Origin of the sequence: Agathobacter ruminis, assembly GCF_002735305.1 — a bacterium.
GTDB lineage: Bacteria > Bacillota > Clostridia > Lachnospirales > Lachnospiraceae > Roseburia > Roseburia ruminis.
In genome coordinates, this window is the sequence record NZ_PDYG01000018.1 from 53,809 (window position 1) to 71,488 (window position 17,680).

A 17,680-nucleotide genomic window follows, 5' to 3' on the forward strand; every position below is an offset into this window, starting at 1 on the left:
CCGTTTCTTTGCTACGACAGTCTGTTTTTAAAGTCTTCGTAGCCGAATTTTCTGATGCATTCACAGGTGCCATCCGCTTTCATTCTGTAAATGGATGGCAATGGAATTCCATTAAATGTATTATTTTTGACCATCGAATAGATTGCCATATCTTCAAATACAAGGCGATCTCCGATGGAAAGCGGTCGGTCAAATGCGTAATCACCTATGATATCTCCCGCCAGACAGGTGTAAGAGCTGAGGCGGTATTTATACGGCTTTTCGCCCCACTCACCACTGTCGCGAAGCGGCGGACGATATGGCATTTCAAGGACATCCGGCATATGGCATGCCGCAGATGCATCCAGAATTGCGGTTTGAATATCATTATCCACAATGTCCATCACCTCAGTCACCAGATATCCGGCGTTGAGCGCAATTGCTTCTCCCGGCTCCAGATATACCTCCAGCGCATAACGCTTGCGCACATCTTTTACCAGTTGAATCAGAAGTGCGCGGTCATAGTCCTCGCGCGTGATGTGATGTCCGCCGCCCATATTCAACCATTTCATTTGCTGCAAATAGGTACCGAATTTCTCCTCCACTGCTGCAAGCGTAGTGGCAAGGTCATCCGCATTCTGCTCACAAAGCGTGTGGAAATGCAGTCCTTCGACGCCGTCTAATACAGTCGGATCCTGCGCAAGCGCTTTTTGCAGATTCGATGCGGTGACACCGAGTCGCGATCCCGGTGCACATGGATCATATATTGCATGATCGCCCTGTGTGGAGCATTCCGGATTGATGCGCAAACCGATTCCTATATGATGTTCCAGACATATGTCTTTGTATTTTTGCAGTTGTGCAATCGAATTAAAAACAATATGGTCGCAAATTTGTACCAGCTCATCCATATCTTCGCTTTTGAATGCCGGAGCAAATACATGATTCTCTTTGCCCATCTCTTCTTTCCCGAGACGCGCTTCATAGAGACCGCTTGCAGTCGTCCCGCTTATATAGTTTGCGATTAACGGATATTCACAATAATTAGAAAATGCCTTCTGCGCAAGGAGAATCCGGCATCCGCTTTCCTCCTCCACGGCTTTTAAAATCTCCAGATTGCGAATCAATTGTCCTTCATCAATTACATACGATGGGGTTGGAATCTGTCCAAAGTCCATATCTTTGCCCTTTTCCATTCTGTTAGTCTACCAATACCGGATTTTCGACTACCTGCCATGGCAATCCCCATTTGTTCAATGCTTCCATGTATGGATCCGGATCAAATTCATCTGTCGTGAATACACCCGGCTGTTTCCATTGGCCGGTTACTACCATCATGGCTCCAATCATCGCCGGTACACCTGTCGTATATGAAATCGCCTGAGAACCGACTTCTTTGTAACATTCCTGATGATCGCAGACATTGTAAATATAGATAGAGCGTTCTTTTCCATCCTTGATACCGGTGAAAATACATCCGATATTGGTCTTGCCGACGGTTCTCGGTCCAAGAGAAGCCGGATCAGGAAGCAATGCCTTCAAAAACTGAATCGGCACAATCTCCTGTCCGTTGTAATTGATCGGAGTTGTGCTGAGCATTCCGACGTTTTCCAGACATTTCATATGTGTCAGATAACTCTGTCCGAATGTCATGAAGAAGCGGATACGCTTTACTTCCGGCATGTTGCGGCCAAGCGCTTCAATTTCTTCATGGTGAAGCAGATACATATCCTTTTTGCCGACGCCGTCGAAATCATATTCTCTCTTGATGCTCATCGCCGGTATTTCAATCCACTTTCCGTTTTCCATATAGGAGCCCGGTGCTGATACCTCACGCAGATTGATTTCCGGGTTGAAGTTGGTTGCAAACGGATATCCGTGATCTCCGCCGTTGCAGTCAAGAATATCAATGGTATGAATTTCATCAAAATAATGCTTCTTTGCATATGCGGCAAATACGGATGTCACACCCGGATCAAATCCGGTTCCCAAAAGCGCGGTCAGTCCTGCTTCCTTAAATTTGTCCTCATAAGCCCACTGCCATGAATAATCAAAATATGCTGAGAATCCAAGGTCTTTGCAGCGCTTGTCATAAACGGCGCGCCAAGCCGGATCGTCAATGTCTTCCGGCTCGTAGTTTGCTGTGTCGATATAGTCTACTCCGGCAGCCAGACATGCATCCATAATGGTCAGATCCTGATATGGCAGAGCCACATTCAATACCGCGGTCGGTGCGTAATCTTTGATCAATTTGGTCAGAGCTTCGACATCATCCGCATCAATCTGCGCGGTTTTGATGACGGTCTTTGTGGTATTTTGTAATTTCTCTTTCATCGCCTCACACTTGCTGACGGTGCGGCTTGCGATCATAATCTCCTCAAATACATCACTGTTCTGGCAGCACTTGCTGATTGCAACCTGTGCAACGCCTCCACATCCGATAATTAATAATTTTGCCATTTTATATCTCCTTTCGTGCGGACTTTTCTTCTTCTTCGAGCAAGTCCTCTACATATCTCGGTAACATGAATGCACCCTTGTGCAGATTGGTTGTATAATACCATGTCTTGAGTTCACGCGCCTTCCATCTCTTCGCGTCGAGATCGCGAAGCGGATGATATTTTTTGGATGCAAATCCAAACATCCAGTACCCGGATGGACAGGTCGGAATATTGGCCTGATAGACACGATTGATTGGGAAGCTCTTGTATGCTTTGCGGTGCATCGCGCGGAATGCTTCCTCATCTTCATCATAAAACGGACTGCCATGCTGATATACCATGATGCCGTCTTCTTTCAGCGCACGGTAACAGCTTCCGTAAAATTCCTTGGTGAACAATCCCTCTGCATAGCCAAACGGGTCTGTCGTATCATTGATAATCAAATCATATTTGTCACGGCATCTTCGCAGGAAGCGCAAGCCATCCATATGTGTGACGGTTACGCGTTCATCGTCGAATCCTTTCGCCGTCTCCGGAAAGAATTTCCGGCTGATTTCGAGGAACATCTCATCCTGCTCCACGACATCGATGTGTTCAATCTCCGGATATTCGGTCAGTACACGCGCAACGCCTCCGTCGCCTCCACCGATGATCAATACATCTTTGACCTGTGGATGAACCGCCATCGGTACATGCACAATCATCTCGTTATAGATGAATTCGTCCGCTTCCGAAAAAATGATTTCGCCGTCAAGCACAATCATTTTGCCGAGTTCCTGTGTCTCAAAGACATCGATTCTCTGATATTCCGACTGCGCACTGTACAATTGTTTATTGACACGGATGCTTGTCTTTACATGCTCCGTCTCCATTTGTGAAAACCAAAAATCCATACTCTCTACTCCTTGATGACATTGATCAGCGCAACGGTCGGATCCAATGTTCCCTGCAGGCTGCATCCTTTTTCTTTTGCAAAATCAATATATTCAATAATCTCACTCGTAATACGCTCGCCCGGTGTCAAAATCGGAATGCCCGGCGGATAGCACATTACCAGCTCCGCACAAATGCATCCACTGGTTTCATGCAGCGGTTTTTGCACCTTTTCGGCATAAAATGCCTGTTGCGGTGTCATCACATTCTGCGGCTGAATGAATTCGCCGCAATACAGATCGCTGGAATCACGTTCATACAATCGCTTGATATCTTCAAGTGCTCCAACCAGTCGCTCGATATCCTGAATGCGATCTCCGATTGAGATATATGCAAGAATATTTCCAATATCTCCGAATTCAATCTGAATATCATATTCGTCGCGCAGCAGATCATATACTTCGATTCCGGTCAAACCAATTCCCTGTGTATAGACAGACAGCTTGGTTACATCAAAGTCATACACGCTGTCTCCATCAATCAATTCTTTTCCATAGGCATAGAATCCGCCAATCTCGTTGATCTCCTCGCGCGCATATTCTGCCATATGTGCCACCTTTTCGAAGGATTCCTCCCCGCGCAATGCCAGATTGCGGCGTGACAGATCCAGACTCGAAAGCAGCAGATATGATGCACTGGTTGTCTGGGTCAGATTGATAATCTGCCGCACATATTCTGCATCCATGCTCTCTCCGCACAGCAGAATCGAGCTCTGTGTCAGCGAACCGCCGGATTTGTGCATGGAGACTGCGGCCATATCCGCGCCGGCTTCCATCGCGGAGACCGGAAGATTTTGGTTAAAATACAAATGTGTGCCATGCGCCTCGTCAACCAGCACTTTGATTCCGCGCTCATGCGCAATCTTTACGATTTCTCTTAAATTGGAACAGATGCCGTAATAGGTTGGATTGTTAATCAGAATCGCTTTTGCATCCGGATTCTCATCCATCACCTTACGCACCGATTCCACTTCCACACCGAGTGCAATGCCAATCTTCGGATTCACTTTGACTTCCACATAAACCGGTACGGCGCCACAGAGAACCATGGCGTTGATGACGCTCTTATGGACATTGCGCGGAATGATGATTTTGTCTCCTGCTTTGCAAACGGACAGAATCATGGATTGTACCGAACTGGTTGTGCCATTGACCATCAAAAACGCATGCGATGCCGAAAACGCATCCGCAGTCAGCTCTTCCGCTTCACGGATGACCGAAACCGGATGACCGAGATTATCAAGCGGTTTCATGGAATTGACATCCAATCCAACACATTGTTTGCCCAGCAATTCCATCAACTCCGGATTGCCTCTGCCTCTCTTATGTCCCGGTACATCAAACGGTACCACTCTCTTTCGTTTGAATCGCTCCAATGCTTCACAGATTGGCGCACTCTTTTGCTCGAACTTATGCATTTCCTGTCCCTTAACCTTTTATTTCTCTCGATAAAAAAAAGCAAGTGATATCATCATCACTTGCTCGCTTATTATGCTATCTTTCGTTTCCGCTTTTCAGAGTAAATTTTGGCTACTCTTATTGACCGTTTCACAAGATGATGATAAACCCGATTATAAAGTAATCAACTTATAAAATTTGAGCTTTTAACTCAATCAATAATTCGCTAGGCAAAACTTGCTCCGTTTTTATCTAACATTATAAAGTATACTTTTCACCATGTGTCATGTCAATAGATTTCAATATCGATTATTATCTTTTTCCCAATACACATTTTAGCGTATAGCAAATGACAGCCATGCAAATTGCATGACTGCCCTTTGTTTTCGTAAAATATCTTTTACATCATGTATCCATGTGCTCGATTATATCCGATGCAGATTAGATTGGTATTCTTAATCAGGATATTCATTGCGACTAAAGCACCGATTCCGCAAAGTAATGATCCAAAAATGAACCACATAATTACGGTTGTACCGTTCTCCTGGAAAGTAAGACCATAGCGAGGTCCGTTTGCAGCCAAACGGTTACCAAGCTTATAATACCAAACATAAGCATAGATTCCGCAGGTTATAATACTTAACAAGATAAATGCCACAAGGCCTGCTGTTGATTCTCCGTCCCCTTCACAAGCTGTGTTAACATCCTGTGCCATCTTATAAACAAACCAATATCCATAAATTCCACAAGTGATGATTGTCAAAATTATGTACGTAATCAAACTACGGTTTGTCTGCAGAGGCCCCTGTCCCGGATTTACATTCCCGGTAAATTCATTACCGATATTTCTGAATTCTGAATGTAGGCTCTGCTCTGCATTATTGAAGGCCTGCTGCGCATTGTTCACGAATGAACCATTGTTAACTCCACATTTTGCACCGCACTCTGGGCAGAACTGTGATCCATCAGGAATACTCTTTCCACAATTTGAACAAAACATTTTTTCTTCCTCCTAGTTAAATAATTTAATAATACTCTTTAACCGACTATATAGAAATCCGTTAGTCGGATTAAATACTACAATATCTTGATTCGGAAACTGCATCCGAATCACATAAACAATAAGAAATACGACCACTGCACATCTGCAGAACCAAGTATATATCGGTTTCCATCGGTCTGATCTTGTTGTCTTGAGTATCCATAATACAAACCAGATGATAGGCATCATCCATAGTGGATGATAATAAAATGCCTCCTTAAAGTGCAAATGAATACATGCATGACACGCACGTGTCATTCCACAGCCCGGACATGACACACCTGTCAGAAATTTGATTGGACATCCGATACCTATTACAGATAAGAAGATATAAAACAGAATAATTGCAAGAATGGCAATCAGCCAATCTCTTATTTTTTTATATTTCATCATTTCCCTTCGCATATCAGATTCCAAGCTTTATCTAAAATTCAACAATTAGAGTTTATCCTATCTTCATTAATTATACAAGAAATCTTTTCACAATCTCGAATTATATTGTTCCGTTAATCTATTCTCATCCACAATCGTTTACCTAATAACCAAAAGAATAAACAAAACAACAAACTTCAAATTATCGATTATCTATTTCTATTTTTTTCAATCCATTCTGTGGCGAAATCAACAAGCTGACGCTGATTCATAACACGGACGGTAGCATCTCCGATTGTTGTCTTTACTATCTCGTACTTTTCCTCGAAAGCTTTGCCAATATCCACGAAATCCTCCCCATCCACAAGTAAAGTCTCAAAGCCTATCCACTTTCTCTCACCATTTTCCTTCACTGCACAGTGGACAGTCTCTGTTGTCTTACCCGGGTAATCAGCTCTTACATCTGCCAGATGAATGGATGTATTCTTGTCATAATCAACACCTAGCAGAAGTACCTTGCCATCCTGCTGATACAACTTTCCCACAGGGGAATTTTCCCCAAATATATCCACTAAATCATGGTTTTCTGTAAAGTATTTAGCAAGCTTGCCCCAGGCTGCCACTGAGCGAACAGGATGATCGCTTCTTTCACTTCCCGGCAATGTACGGAAAAGCTCCGCCACAGCTCCCATTGTATTTGTCGGTGTCAAATACTTGTCATAAGCTGGCCAGTTATCACGAATATCCTGCCACCACTCCTTTGGTTCTTCCCAGTGAACACCAGCCTCTGGATCCATATTCTTCCAACTCTGTGTAGGCATGATGATTGTACCCTCATTTCCTACAACCTCCAGCAATGCCTCAATCACTACCTGGGCACCACCGCAGACAAATCCAAAGGCAGACAGTGATGTGTGAACCATTACGATATCACCTGCCTGAATGCCAACTTCCTTTAATCCCTCTACAATGTGATTTTTTGTTACAAATTTTCTGTTTGCCATTATTCCCTCCTATGCAACTTCGTAGCGTTCAACTACTATTCCATTTCTAAATTCTAATCCTTTAAGATTATATTTTCTTGTTGCCTGGCAGTGCTTAATATTGTTCTTTCCACCAATAATAATTGGCAATCTAAGCACAACCATCTCAGCAACCATGTTCTTTTGAATCAGTGTCCAGTTAAGTGTTCCTCCACCCTCTAGCATGATTGTGTGAATCTCGTAGTCGTTCTCTAAGATTTCAAATGCCTTGGCTACCTCTATCACTTCGCCAACGGCTTCATGGCCTAAAATAATATCCGGCACTACTGTTTCATTTCCACCTATTATTGTCCGAATCCGTGCGCAAGACTCGCGAGCGAGTCTTGACTTAAAAATCTATATCGCACCATGCGCTTCGTTAATAAACATAGTGATTTAATCGTTTAAATTTGTCAACGAAATTTTACGAAAATTTTTGTAGAAATGAAGAATTTGTAGATTTCAACCAATTTTACCGGAAACATTTCCGGAAACTTCTGTTCTATATGTCTATTGTTTTTTACTTTGGTGTGTTAAAATACTGCCTCATTGCTATAAATATATAACTGCTAAGAAAAGGTCTCACCGTTACCATCCACAGTCTGTTTTATGATAAAAAAAGAGACAGACCAGAAATGGTCTGTCTCTAAAAAATACGATATTAGTCCTGTACGTAAGGCATAAGAGCAACGTGACGAGCACGCTTGATTGCTACAGTAAGAGCTCTCTGATGCTTTGCACAGTTTCCTGTAATTCGACGAGGAAGGATCTTGCCTCGCTCTGAAACGAATTTCTTTAATTTGTTGGTATCCTTGTAATCGATTACATTATCTTTACCACAGAATACACAAACCTTTCTTCTTCTACGGATTGGGCGTCTCTTTGCAGGTGCGCCTTCTTCTCTATTAAAAGCCATGAATTTTTCCTCCTGTTTTAATTAAACGGTATCTCTTCGTCAATTCCGTCAGGGATGTTCATGAATCCGCTATCTGCTCCGCTTGGTTCCGGTGCGCCTGCCGGACTAAATCCGCCATTGTTTCCGGACGAAGACTTGCTCTCTGCGAATTCAATATTCTCTACGACAACATCGGTAGTGTAGACTTTCTGTCCGTCTTTGTTTGTATAACTTCCGGTCTGAATGCGACCTTCCAAAACAAACTTGGTTCCCTTGTGACCGAATCTCTCGAGAAACTCTGCAGTCTTGCCAAATGCAACACAGTTGATGAAATCAGTCTGTGCTTCCTCTCCCTGTCTCTGGAAGCGGCGGTCAACTGCAAGTGAAAAACGAGCAATTGCTCTTGCATTGTCCCCCTGAGAATATCTGATTTCCGCATCGCGGGTTAATCTTCCCATTAAAATTACTTTATTCATACCTTATCCTACTTTCTAAGTTCTACTGCTCGTCTTTCTTGACGCATAAGAAACGAAGAACATTATCCATGATACGAACATCCATCTCAATCTGAGCTGGTGCAGATGTCTCTGCTTCGAACTGGATGAAATAGTAGAATCCTTCAGCCTGATGCTGGATTTCGTAAGCAAGTCTCTTCTTGCCTGACTCCTCTACTTCTGATACAGTACCGCCGGCACGAGTAATATACTCTTTTGCCTTCTCAACTACTGCAGCTCTCGCATCATCTTCGATCTTTGCACTTACGACGAGTGCCAATTCATACTTTGTCATGCGATTTTTACCTCCTTTTGGTCTCTGGCCCGTAAATCTTTACGAGCAAGGAATTTAATATACCACGAAACCATATATTATCAGAAATCACACACGATTGCAAGCATTATTTGGGTTTCTTTGTCAAACCTCGTGTATTTTTTTCTACCAGCCTGCGTGCAACCATGACCTGATGCCCGCATCCATTGCATTTCAGACGAAAATCCGCACCGACACGTAGGATTTCCCATGTATCGCTTCCGCATGGATGTGGTTTCTTCAATTTTACAATATCGCCCACTTCATAATTGTATTCATTCATAATGTCATCCCCTGCTCTTTTGCAAGTTCTCCGAAGACTTCACCAATGCGTTCCCGGATAATCATTGTATTTGCAGCCTCTCTGACATGAAGCTGGCTCTGATTGATGACCACAAGATACTTGCCCCGGAAATAATTAATAAAGGAAGCAGCCGGATAAACAGCCAGTGATGTGCCTCCAATGATCAACATATCAGCTTTCGCAATTGCATTTACCGCCTGCGCAACTGCGTCTTCCGGAAGTCCCTCCTCATATAAGGTAATATCCGGACGAATGATTCCTCCGCAGGTGCAGTGCGGGATTGCTTCCTGCGATGCAAAGATATAATCAGACGGATAGGTTTTGCCACAATTCATACAATAATTGCGCAATGCGCTTCCATGTATTTCAAAGACACGCTTGCTTCCGGCCTTTTGGTGTAATCCATCGATATTCTGCGTAACCACACCGATCAGTTTGCCTGATTCTTCAAGCTTTGCAAGATATCTATGAGCCTTGTTCGGCTCAATCTCTCTCGTGTCCATTTTCTGTCTATGAAACTCAAAATAGACATTTGGATTGTCTCTCAAGCAGCTGTGACTCAATAAATACTCCGGCTGATAACGGTCGAAGCGTACATCATGCTGATTGTACAAACCATCTTTGCTCCGGAAATCCGGTACGCCGCTTTCTGTGGACACGCCCGCTCCGCCAAAAAAACAAATCTTGTCAACGGCTTCCATCCATTGTGCCAGTTCTTTGATCTGATCTCTTGCTTCTGCTTCCATCTTTCCTCCTATAAAAGTGCCTGATAAATATCACGCTTGCTGACACCGCGATCTTTCGCCACCAGCTTCATCGCCTCTTTTTTGTCGATGCCCTGCGACAAATACTGCTCCATATGGTCTTCTATACTGATTTCCTCCCATGACTGCTGCTCTTCCTTGCGGATTTCCTCATGGGATTTGCCTTCGAGAATCAATACATATTCGCCTTTCGGCTCATGGTCTTCATAATATGCGATTGCTTCTTCAAGCGTTGTTTTCCATTTCTTTTCATGCTTTTTCGTCAGCTCTTTGCTCACTGTGATTGCACGGTTGCCAAGCGACTTCTGCAATTCTTCGAGGGTGCGTTGCAGACGATGCGGTGCTTCATACAGAATGATGGTCCTTGTCTCATTTTCGAGATCTTTGAGAATTTGTGCGCGCTCTTTTTTGTCTCGCGGCAAAAATGCCTCAAAGGCAAAGCGTCTCGTCGGCATCCCTGACATGGTTAATGCTGTGATACATGCTGCAGGCCCGGGAAGCGAAGTCACTTCGATTCCTTCTTCGTAGCAGATTCGCACGATGTCCTCCCCCGGATCGGAGATTCCCGGTGTTCCCGCATCTGTAATCAATGCGATATTTTTGCCTTCACGCATCCATTCTACCAGTTTGTATGCCTTTTCTATTTTATTAAATTCATGATAACTCGTCATCGGTGTCTTGATTTCAAAGTGATTCAAGAGCTTGATGGAGTTTCTGGTATCTTCTGCTGCAATCAGATCCACTTCTTTGAGTGTACGCAATACCCGATAGGTAATATCTTCAAGGTTTCCGATTGGCGTTGCACATAGATATAACATTCCGCTCATGATCCGTTCCCGTCTTTCTTTCCGTAGATTTGTAAAATCTCTTCCGTATAGACATTCGGCCTGTCATAGACAATCAAAGGCTTTTCCACTGTGATGCGGCTTTTTCCTCCACGGCTTCCTTCGATTAAAACCATATTTGGTTCTTTATCCACATAAGGATATACAAGCCGCATTCGCTTTGGCTCGATGTGATACTGCACCATCATAGAAAAGATTTCTGCCAGCCGAAACGGCCGATGTATCATATAAAACCGCCCTTGCGGTTTCAAAAGCCTTGCGCTTTCCCGGATAATATCCTCCAGGTTACACAGTACTTCATGTCTCGCAACCGCCTTCGGCTCCTGCGGATTGCGAATGCCATGCATTCCGATCATATAGGGCGGATTAGTGGTAATCACATCCATGGAAGATGCGCCAAACTGCTGCGATGCATCCTTGATATCGCCCTGCCGAATACAGATATGTTCCTCAAGTTCGTTATATTGCACACTCCGACTTGCCATATTCGCGCTTTCCGGCTGGATTTCCAACCCTGTATAATGACCGCATTCATAGCGCGCATACATCAGTATCGGTATAATCCCTGTTCCCGTTCCGAGGTCGAGAATCTCTTCTCCTTCTTTTGCTTTCGCAAAATCAGCCAGCAGCACTGCATCCATTCCGAAGCAGAATCGCTCCGGATCCTGAATGATGCGATATCCTTTTCTTTCGAGTTCATCCACGCGTTCCCATGGATTCACCAGATTATTGTTTTGCTGTTTCGTCATTTTTCTTTTTGTTCTGATGGTCGCCGGAATTGTGGTTGCGGCGACGGCGGTTCTTGTGATTTTTATGGTTGGAATGGTTTCCTTTGTTTGTCGATTTTTGCTCGTTATTGTCGCTATTATTGTCCTTTTCTGGCGTCTTCAGACTTGTTTCGTTGTCGTTTTCAACGGTTCCTGCGTCTTCTAGCTCTGCGAAAGCTTTCTCCTCTTCGGCGCTTACCTGAACATTCTTTTTACGTGATTTGAAGGTCAGCTGTTCCACCGGATACTCATGCAATTCCTTTGTATCACCATTGTCGATCAATACTTTCACTGTCTGTCGCAATACATTTACGCCGCTGACAATTCCCTGCAGTCCGTCAAAGGTATCTACGGTGTCACCGTTTGATGGTAAGCGTTTATTCAGATATTCGTATGTTTCCTGCTCGTTTTTCAAGCAACACATCAATCTACCGCAAACACCCGAAATCTTGGTCTGGTTCAGGGAAAGATTCTGCTCTTTTGCCATTTTGATGGATACCGGTACAAAGTCGGTCAGATATGATTTGCAGCAAAGCTCACGTCCGCAAATTCCAATACCGCCGAGAATCTTGGTCTCATCGCGCACACCGATCTGGCGCAGCTCGATTCTGGTTCTGAATACGGATGCGAGATCTTTTACCAGCTCACGGAAATCTACTCGTCCGTCCGCTGTAAAATAAAACAGTAATTTGCTTCCGTCAAATGTATATTCTGCACCGACCAGTTTCATTTCGAGTCCATGCTTTGCAACCTTTTCCTTGCAGAGTCGAAGCGCATCTTTTTCTTTTTCCTTATTCTTTTGTGCACTCGCCTCATCCTCATCCGTCGCAATACGGATAACCGGCTTTAGCGGCTGTACCACTTTTTCTTCCGGAACATCCTTTGGCGGAATGAGCACGGTTCCCATCTCAAGCCCCCGCGCAGTCTCCACAATTACATGATTTGCCATATCGATATCGTATTCGCCCGGATCAAAGTAATAAATTTTGCCGGTGTTGCGAAAACGAACGCCTACTATTCTTGCCATTGATAAATCTCCTTTATTTCCAGCAGTAACAACTCCATAATCAATTCAAAATTACCATTCGCCTGCAGCCGCAATCGCGCCTTCTCTATGCAGTCGAATGCTATTTGCAGTCCTCTGTAAGCGAGTCGTTCTGCCTGTTTTCGTATTTCCTGTAACTCGTCTCGGAAAATCAGCCCGTCAATCTGTCCGGTCGATTTCCAATATAAGACATCGCGATACCAGATTTGCATCAAATTCAGGTATTCTCCCATGTCATCCTTATATACTTCCATTTCTTTGATTCTGTCTCCGACATCTGCAATGCGCAGGTCGGATACTTTACGCACAATGGAAAGCACCTGATTCTTTTCCTCCGCAAACTCTTGCGAAGTCGACAGATGCACAGCCTTTCCCACATTGCCCTGAGCGAATGCCGTTGCGACATTTGCCTGATAGTCGGGAATCTGATGTTTTTCCATCAAATATTTTCGAATCAGATCATCCGCCACCGTCTTTAAGTCGATGCGTACGCATCTCGAGCGTATGGTCTGTAAAAGCATATCAACATTTGACGTCAGAAGCAAGATAATTCCGTAATGTGGCGGCTCTTCAATGGTTTTTAAAATTGCATTCTGCGCCTGCGGATTCATCTTTTCCGCTTCATCAATAATATATATTTTGTAGCGGCTGCTATACGGTTTAATTTCCATATCGCCAACCAGCTGTTCTCTGATCTCCTGCACGGAGATGACATTCGGTTTCTCGTGCTGTACATAAATGATATCCGGCTGATTCCGATGCATCGCCTGTTTGCAGGAACGACACTCTCCGCAGCCGCACGGATTCTTTTGCTCGCATTGCAGTGCCATTGCAAATGCTTCTGCCAGCATCATCTTTCCTGAGTCTTTCGGCCCGTGAAAGATATATGCATGCGATACTTTATCCAGTTCGATTGCACTCTTTAACTGTTCCTTAATCCTTTTATGCCCAACGATATCCTGATATCCGGCCATTCTTTTATTCCTTTGCCTTTTTATGTGATAATATCAAGCAACAATCCGCGAATCTCGCCGATTTTTGCCAATATGGACAAATGGTCTTTTTCATCTGCCACCAATGCGCTCGCAAGCTCATCGAGATTAGCATCCACAAGTTTTATAATACCATAAACGCGATGTCTTCCCTTGCGATCCAGGAAATTTTCACGCGAAAACTTGTGTGAACGATAAACGACTTCATTCAGGAAGTCTTTGACCAGTCCGCGGTATTTTTTCATATCGCGGATATCCATATGCTCCGCAATGCGATTTCCCTGCGCGGTAATGTCATTGAGCAGGGAATCCACTTTTGCCTGCAAATCCGCGTCCGTGATGGCACTCGCCAGTGTGAATTTAAATGATCCGTCCCCTTCAGGGACTTTTGCCGTCTCCGGCACCTGCGATATCGGTTGTGCCTGATTGACTTTCATGTGATCCATAGGCATCTCCTATCTCTCATTCGCCTGTTGTTTCATATAGGTTATAATTTCCCCTATCGTCTGTGTCATATCTTCATTGACAAAACGCCTGGTGACCTTTGCTTTTTCAAGATGTATTTCGGAGAAATCTTCGCAATCCGCCAGAAATCTGCGACACATTTCCGCATATTTCGGATGCGACTGCTGCCGTTCTCTAGCCAAAGCGCGCTCCAGACGCTCTCCGTCTTCCACCTCGATATAGATTGGCACCACCTTCGCCTGCCCGAAATAGGAAACAATATGTTCATATGCTTCCAATGTCACAATAATCAGATAATCATTTGTCGTAAAATCAATCTGTCCATCGTCCACCGTAAAATATTTCCACGGGCCGTGCACAGTCTGATAGCATCGAAGCTCAATGATCTTACCTGCCTCTTCGAGTTCTTTTACTTTTTGCTCATCGCAAAAATAATAATCGATTCCATCCTGTTCCCCCTCGCGGCGCGGGCGCGTTGTATATGGCAGGACGCAGCGCAACGGAAAATCCTGCTGCTTCAGCAATTCTTTATAAATGCTATCCTTTCCGGAAGCACTTTTGCCCATCAAACAATATAATTTTCCCATTTTTCATCCTTTACAACTTTGATTTTTCCCGGATGCGCCAGACCTTTGATTGCCAGTCCCGCATCCATACAGGATTTCAATTCAGTCAAATCCTGTTCCTCTATCCTCTCTCCCGGAATAAAAACCGGAATTCCCGGAGGATAAAGATAAATATATTCTGCACTGATCAATCCCGCAGCCGCAAACAATTCTGCATACTGCGACGGCATTTCGATTGCCTGTGCAATCGGATATTCCTGAATATGCGATGTTGCTTCGCGATGAACAGGGAGTAAGCATTCTTCCGCTTTCATCTCCTGCAGTGCAGCAATCAGACGTGCGAATCCTTCATCCGTATCAAATACCGAAGTCATCAAAATCACATAAGCATAGCTTTCCATCTCGACTTCGATCTCATAATCCTTGCGCAACCGCTCCGCCAGATTCCTTCCGCATATGATGATTTTGGATGGATCATCCATTTGCAATATAGTGATGCTGCATCGTGCAGCCTGCATGTAAAAGTTTTGCAATCGCTTCGCATATGCATCCCAATCCGCGGTTTTTGCATGCTCCAAAGCGACTTCCATCGCCGCCATCAGAACATAGCTCGGCGAACTTGTCTCATATATATCCAAATATAAGGAAAGCTGCTCGGAACTGATTCTGTCTGTACACCGGTGCAACAATGCGGTTTGCGTAGGCGCTCCAAGTGTCTTGTGAATACTCATGATGACCACATCTGCGCCCAGCTTTGTCGGCGTCTCCGGAAAATATGGATGCATTCCGAAATGTGCTCCATGTGCCGCGTCAACAATCAGCGGAATCCCGCTTTCATGCAAAAGCTGTGCAATCCTTGGAATATCACTCACGATTCCCTCATAAGTCGGTGATGTGATTACGCATGCATCAAATCCGTCTCCTGCTTCCGCTGCAGCTTCGACCGCTACTTCGACAGACCCAATCGTCACCGCGCCGTTGATTCCGTATTCATCCACTTCCGGATACAAATATACGGCTCTCGCCTGGCGTAATTGCATTGCATGATATACGGCTTTATGGCAATTGCGCGCCACAAGGATTTTACCTCCAAGCGGAACCGCTGCGCTGATTGCCGCCAGAATTCCGCAGGTGCTTCCGTTAACCAGATAAAAGCATTCTCGGGATTCATACAGTTTCGCCGCTTTTTCCTGCGCAGCTTTTAAAATTCCGGTCGCATCATGCAAATCATCGAACCCGTCTATTTCCGTGATGTCAATCCCATATGGGTATCTCCCCTGCATTTGTCTTTTATGCCCGGGCATATGAAACGGATACATATTTGATTTTTCTAATTGTTCCAATTGCTTCAAAATAGACATTACATAAACCGTCCCAGCTCCGGCATCCAGTCGCCGATAAATATTTCATCTTTACAAAAGCTCTCATAAATCGGCTCCATAAAGGTGCACAATTTATTTACAAGCTCATCCCATGGAATCTCCTGTCTATGAATCCCGGTATTTTTTTCCTGATTCTTGCAATAACTGATCCAGCGTTTTTTCATGTAGGTATAATGCGCATAGCCGCTCACCGTATGCACAAGCGATACCGTCTTTGGTGCCGTCCAGATGCGATGCAATTCCTCTACGACTCTTCTGCCATCCACTGCATTGCGATCAATAATCTGGTATGCATGGTCATAATAATCCATTCCGGAAATCAGTTCCAGATGACTCAGAATCCGACAAATGCAGTCCGCCAGTTCCAGCTCCGGCGCACACACGCGATAATCCAGTGTATCTTTGTGTATCAGCCCCCGATAGGATCGCAAATCCATATAGATTGGATGTTCTCCTTTGGACTCCAATTGCAAAATCAATGGCACACGCATATCCTCTACATGTCCTGTCGCGACAAAGCGTCGACTGCCATCCTCCCCTGCAATCGCTTCCGACAATTCCCACTCAAATTCGCCTTCTGCGAGCAGTTTCTCCTGCAGACTGGTTTCCGCAATTTCCATCTTCGACCGGAATAGCAGTCGAATCGGCAAATCCACACCCTTTCGGTATGCTTCTTCTCCAATCATCGCATCTGTTTCCAGCACAAATTGAACCGCTCTGTCTTCACACAGAATTTTATAGAGCAAGTCCTCCAGCAAAATCCCTTTCAACAGCTCCGCGAACGGCAATTGCATTTCTTTGCTCTTTTCTTTGAGCCATTGCTTTGTTACCGCTTCTCGCATTTAGAGCCACACTCCTATGATATTCTGCACCTTCTTGACCACTTTGCGCTCACGCGCATAAGCCATCAGATTTGCAATATTCTTATTCTCGTCATTGATATAGCTAAGTAATGCTTCCCGATAAATTGCGCGATCCATCTTGGCCTCATATTTCAGACAGTCGCAAATTACTCGCTCCTTATCATAGATTTTAAAGTCGATTCCCTCATATTGAATCTCTGTCTGTCCAATCAAAAGACTCTGCTCCTCCGTATAATACGGTATCACCTTCGGATAATCGAGCACGAATCTTGATTTCGACGTATTCTTATCCACCGCCAGGTTCCACGCGAATGGTCGCTCTTTGATATACCCATGCACAAACAAAGCGCTTTCCATACAAAGAACCGCATCCGGAAACAGCGCATGTATCAGTGACTCTTCCTGAAAGCGGTCCAAAGTATCTGTATAATATCCATTTCGAATGCGCACCAAATCCTTTGTTTCAACAAAATCCAGAACCCTACGATAATCGATTCCCAGTGCTTTCAAATGTTCTCTTTTCAAAATTCCATCATGCAGATTGATTTGCTCCTTCAAAGTCTGTAGGATTTCATCTGCTTTTTCATCTCTTTTATAAAAGGTTGCCATTTTTTCCGCTCCAAAAAATTTATCGTGGTAGATAAATTCATTGTATCAAATATTCCCTCCTCTGTCCATTCTCATCCCCCTCAGTCTCCCCTTCCTGTTGCGCTTTTCTACCCCGGCACCCTTTACCGACCGGTCAGGACACACGGCATTCGAAAGCAAGATTCTCAGCAAAGCCGCGCACCGCTTCTTT

The 17,680-nt window shown here is 44.4% G+C and carries 21 protein-coding genes and 1 pseudogene; all 22 read right to left on the reverse strand.

Annotation, left to right across the window (positions count from 1 at the left end):
* Positions 1–11 precede the first annotated feature (11 nt).
* The 22 genes and pseudogenes from nspC to CSX02_RS05090 all read right to left on the reverse strand — a co-directional run bounded on the left by nspC (position 12) and on the right by CSX02_RS05090 (position 17,490).
* Positions 12–1,157, reverse strand: coding sequence for a carboxynorspermidine decarboxylase (gene nspC, locus CSX02_RS04985; RefSeq protein ID WP_099385855.1), 1,146 nt, complete (start codon positions 1,155–1,157; stop codon positions 12–14).
* 22 nt (positions 1,158–1,179) lie between these two features.
* Entirely contained in the window at positions 1,180–2,439 is a 1,260-nt protein-coding gene (locus CSX02_RS04990) for a saccharopine dehydrogenase family protein (RefSeq protein ID WP_031543978.1), read from the reverse strand.
* A gap of 1 nt (position 2,440) precedes the next feature.
* Positions 2,441–3,313 carry a polyamine aminopropyltransferase gene (gene speE / locus CSX02_RS04995; protein WP_031543979.1) on the reverse strand — a complete coding sequence of 291 codons (873 nt, stop codon included), beginning with the start codon at positions 3,311–3,313 and terminating at the stop codon, positions 2,441–2,443.
* A gap of 5 nt (positions 3,314–3,318) precedes the next feature.
* Positions 3,319–4,770, reverse strand: coding sequence for an aminotransferase class I/II-fold pyridoxal phosphate-dependent enzyme (locus tag CSX02_RS05000; protein WP_099385842.1), 1,452 nt, complete (start codon positions 4,768–4,770; stop codon positions 3,319–3,321).
* 380 nt (positions 4,771–5,150) lie between these two features.
* Positions 5,151–5,750 carry a DUF4234 domain-containing protein gene (locus CSX02_RS05005; RefSeq protein ID WP_099385843.1) on the reverse strand — a complete coding sequence of 200 codons (600 nt, stop codon included), beginning with the start codon at positions 5,748–5,750 and terminating at the stop codon, positions 5,151–5,153.
* Between the two features lie 12 nt (positions 5,751–5,762).
* Positions 5,763–6,197, reverse strand: coding sequence for a DUF2752 domain-containing protein (locus CSX02_RS14165; RefSeq protein WP_099385844.1), 435 nt, complete (start codon positions 6,195–6,197; stop codon positions 5,763–5,765).
* Between the two features lie 176 nt (positions 6,198–6,373).
* Positions 6,374–7,168, reverse strand: a complete 795-nt coding sequence (locus tag CSX02_RS05015; RefSeq protein WP_099385845.1) for an aminoglycoside N(3)-acetyltransferase — start codon at positions 7,166–7,168, stop codon at positions 6,374–6,376.
* Between the two features lie 9 nt (positions 7,169–7,177).
* Positions 7,178–7,471, reverse strand: coding sequence for a dihydrofolate reductase family protein (locus CSX02_RS05020; RefSeq protein WP_189281348.1), 294 nt, complete (start codon positions 7,469–7,471; stop codon positions 7,178–7,180).
* A 376-nt stretch (positions 7,472–7,847) separates the two neighbouring features.
* Entirely contained in the window at positions 7,848–8,102 is a 255-nt protein-coding gene (gene rpsR, locus CSX02_RS05025; protein ID WP_031543986.1) for a 30S ribosomal protein S18, read from the reverse strand.
* A gap of 17 nt (positions 8,103–8,119) precedes the next feature.
* Positions 8,120–8,557 carry a single-stranded DNA-binding protein gene (locus CSX02_RS05030; RefSeq protein ID WP_031543988.1) on the reverse strand — a complete coding sequence of 146 codons (438 nt, stop codon included), beginning with the start codon at positions 8,555–8,557 and terminating at the stop codon, positions 8,120–8,122.
* Between the two features lie 22 nt (positions 8,558–8,579).
* Positions 8,580–8,870 carry a 30S ribosomal protein S6 gene (rpsF, locus tag CSX02_RS05035; RefSeq protein ID WP_031543989.1) on the reverse strand — a complete coding sequence of 97 codons (291 nt, stop codon included), beginning with the start codon at positions 8,868–8,870 and terminating at the stop codon, positions 8,580–8,582.
* A 106-nt stretch (positions 8,871–8,976) separates the two neighbouring features.
* Complete coding sequence (locus CSX02_RS05040) at positions 8,977–9,171, reverse strand: DUF951 domain-containing protein (RefSeq protein ID WP_031543990.1); 195 nt, start codon at positions 9,169–9,171, stop codon at positions 8,977–8,979.
* A complete protein-coding gene (locus tag CSX02_RS05045) occupies positions 9,168–9,938 on the reverse strand; it encodes an NAD-dependent protein deacylase (RefSeq protein ID WP_099385847.1) in 771 nt (256 codons plus the stop codon). Before CSX02_RS05045 ends, CSX02_RS05040 begins: the two co-directional genes overlap by 4 nt.
* Before the next feature lie 8 nt (positions 9,939–9,946).
* Positions 9,947–10,783, reverse strand: coding sequence for a 16S rRNA (cytidine(1402)-2'-O)-methyltransferase (rsmI, locus tag CSX02_RS05050; protein WP_031543992.1), 837 nt, complete (start codon positions 10,781–10,783; stop codon positions 9,947–9,949).
* Positions 10,780–11,550, reverse strand: a complete 771-nt coding sequence (locus CSX02_RS05055) for a tRNA1(Val) (adenine(37)-N6)-methyltransferase (protein ID WP_099385848.1) — start codon at positions 11,548–11,550, stop codon at positions 10,780–10,782. Before CSX02_RS05055 ends, rsmI begins: the two co-directional genes overlap by 4 nt.
* Before the next feature lie 169 nt (positions 11,551–11,719).
* Positions 11,720–12,595: pseudogene (locus CSX02_RS05060) on the reverse strand (PSP1 domain-containing protein); the annotation flags it as partial.
* The gene (locus tag CSX02_RS05065; RefSeq protein WP_099385850.1) at positions 12,583–13,587 is read right to left on the reverse strand and encodes a DNA polymerase III subunit; all 1,005 of its coding nucleotides are present in this window, start codon (positions 13,585–13,587) and stop codon (positions 12,583–12,585) included. The pseudogene CSX02_RS05060 and the gene CSX02_RS05065, both read right to left, overlap by 13 nt.
* A gap of 20 nt (positions 13,588–13,607) precedes the next feature.
* A complete protein-coding gene (locus tag CSX02_RS05070; protein WP_408607268.1) occupies positions 13,608–14,042 on the reverse strand; it encodes a YaaR family protein in 435 nt (144 codons plus the stop codon).
* A gap of 18 nt (positions 14,043–14,060) precedes the next feature.
* Complete coding sequence (locus tag CSX02_RS05075; RefSeq protein WP_099385851.1) at positions 14,061–14,657, reverse strand: nucleoside/nucleotide kinase family protein; 597 nt, start codon at positions 14,655–14,657, stop codon at positions 14,061–14,063.
* On the reverse strand, positions 14,636–15,997 hold the full coding sequence (locus CSX02_RS05080; RefSeq protein ID WP_099385852.1) for an aminotransferase class I/II-fold pyridoxal phosphate-dependent enzyme: 1,362 nt from the start codon (positions 15,995–15,997) through the stop codon (positions 14,636–14,638). The genes CSX02_RS05075 and CSX02_RS05080 overlap by 22 nt, the downstream gene beginning before the upstream one ends.
* The gene (locus CSX02_RS05085; protein ID WP_099385853.1) at positions 15,997–16,860 is read right to left on the reverse strand and encodes a hypothetical protein; all 864 of its coding nucleotides are present in this window, start codon (positions 16,858–16,860) and stop codon (positions 15,997–15,999) included. Before CSX02_RS05085 ends, CSX02_RS05080 begins: the two co-directional genes overlap by 1 nt.
* Complete coding sequence (locus CSX02_RS05090) at positions 16,861–17,490, reverse strand: type IV toxin-antitoxin system AbiEi family antitoxin domain-containing protein (RefSeq protein WP_189281350.1); 630 nt, start codon at positions 17,488–17,490, stop codon at positions 16,861–16,863.
* Between the last annotated feature and the right edge of the window lie 190 nt (positions 17,491–17,680).

Bases quoted from the DNA above. Each gene is read 5' to 3' on its own strand.
- nspC (WP_099385855.1), bottom strand. From the start codon at position 1,157: ATGGACTTTGGACAGATTCCAACCCCATCGTATGTAATTGATGAAGGA.
- CSX02_RS04990 (WP_031543978.1), bottom strand. From the start codon at position 2,439: ATGGCAAAATTATTAATTATCGGATGTGGAGGCGTTGCACAGGTTGCA.
- speE (WP_031543979.1), bottom strand. From the start codon at position 3,313: ATGGATTTTTGGTTTTCACAAATGGAGACGGAGCATGTAAAGACAAGC.
- CSX02_RS05000 (WP_099385842.1), bottom strand. From the start codon at position 4,770: ATGCATAAGTTCGAGCAAAAGAGTGCGCCAATCTGTGAAGCATTGGAG.
- CSX02_RS05005 (WP_099385843.1), bottom strand. From the start codon at position 5,750: ATGTTTTGTTCAAATTGTGGAAAGAGTATTCCTGATGGATCACAGTTC.
- CSX02_RS14165 (WP_099385844.1), bottom strand. From the start codon at position 6,197: ATGCGAAGGGAAATGATGAAATATAAAAAAATAAGAGATTGGCTGATT.
- CSX02_RS05015 (WP_099385845.1), bottom strand. From the start codon at position 7,168: ATGGCAAACAGAAAATTTGTAACAAAAAATCACATTGTAGAGGGATTA.
- rpsR (WP_031543986.1), bottom strand. From the start codon at position 8,102: ATGGCTTTTAATAGAGAAGAAGGCGCACCTGCAAAGAGACGCCCAATC.
- CSX02_RS05030 (WP_031543988.1), bottom strand. From the start codon at position 8,557: ATGAATAAAGTAATTTTAATGGGAAGATTAACCCGCGATGCGGAAATC.
- rpsF (WP_031543989.1), bottom strand. From the start codon at position 8,870: ATGACAAAGTATGAATTGGCACTCGTCGTAAGTGCAAAGATCGAAGAT.
- CSX02_RS05040 (WP_031543990.1), bottom strand. From the start codon at position 9,171: ATGAATGAATACAATTATGAAGTGGGCGATATTGTAAAATTGAAGAAA.
- CSX02_RS05045 (WP_099385847.1), bottom strand. From the start codon at position 9,938: ATGGAAGCAGAAGCAAGAGATCAGATCAAAGAACTGGCACAATGGATG.
- rsmI (WP_031543992.1), bottom strand. From the start codon at position 10,783: ATGAGCGGAATGTTATATCTATGTGCAACGCCAATCGGAAACCTTGAA.
- CSX02_RS05055 (WP_099385848.1), bottom strand. From the start codon at position 11,550: ATGACGAAACAGCAAAACAATAATCTGGTGAATCCATGGGAACGCGTG.
- CSX02_RS05065 (WP_099385850.1), bottom strand. From the start codon at position 13,587: ATGGCCGGATATCAGGATATCGTTGGGCATAAAAGGATTAAGGAACAG.
- CSX02_RS05070 (WP_408607268.1), bottom strand. From the start codon at position 14,042: ATGAAAGTCAATCAGGCACAACCGATATCGCAGGTGCCGGAGACGGCA.
- CSX02_RS05075 (WP_099385851.1), bottom strand. From the start codon at position 14,657: ATGGGAAAATTATATTGTTTGATGGGCAAAAGTGCTTCCGGAAAGGAT.
- CSX02_RS05080 (WP_099385852.1), bottom strand. From the start codon at position 15,997: ATGTCTATTTTGAAGCAATTGGAACAATTAGAAAAATCAAATATGTAT.
- CSX02_RS05085 (WP_099385853.1), bottom strand. From the start codon at position 16,860: ATGCGAGAAGCGGTAACAAAGCAATGGCTCAAAGAAAAGAGCAAAGAA.
- CSX02_RS05090 (WP_189281350.1), bottom strand. From the start codon at position 17,490: ATGGCAACCTTTTATAAAAGAGATGAAAAAGCAGATGAAATCCTACAG.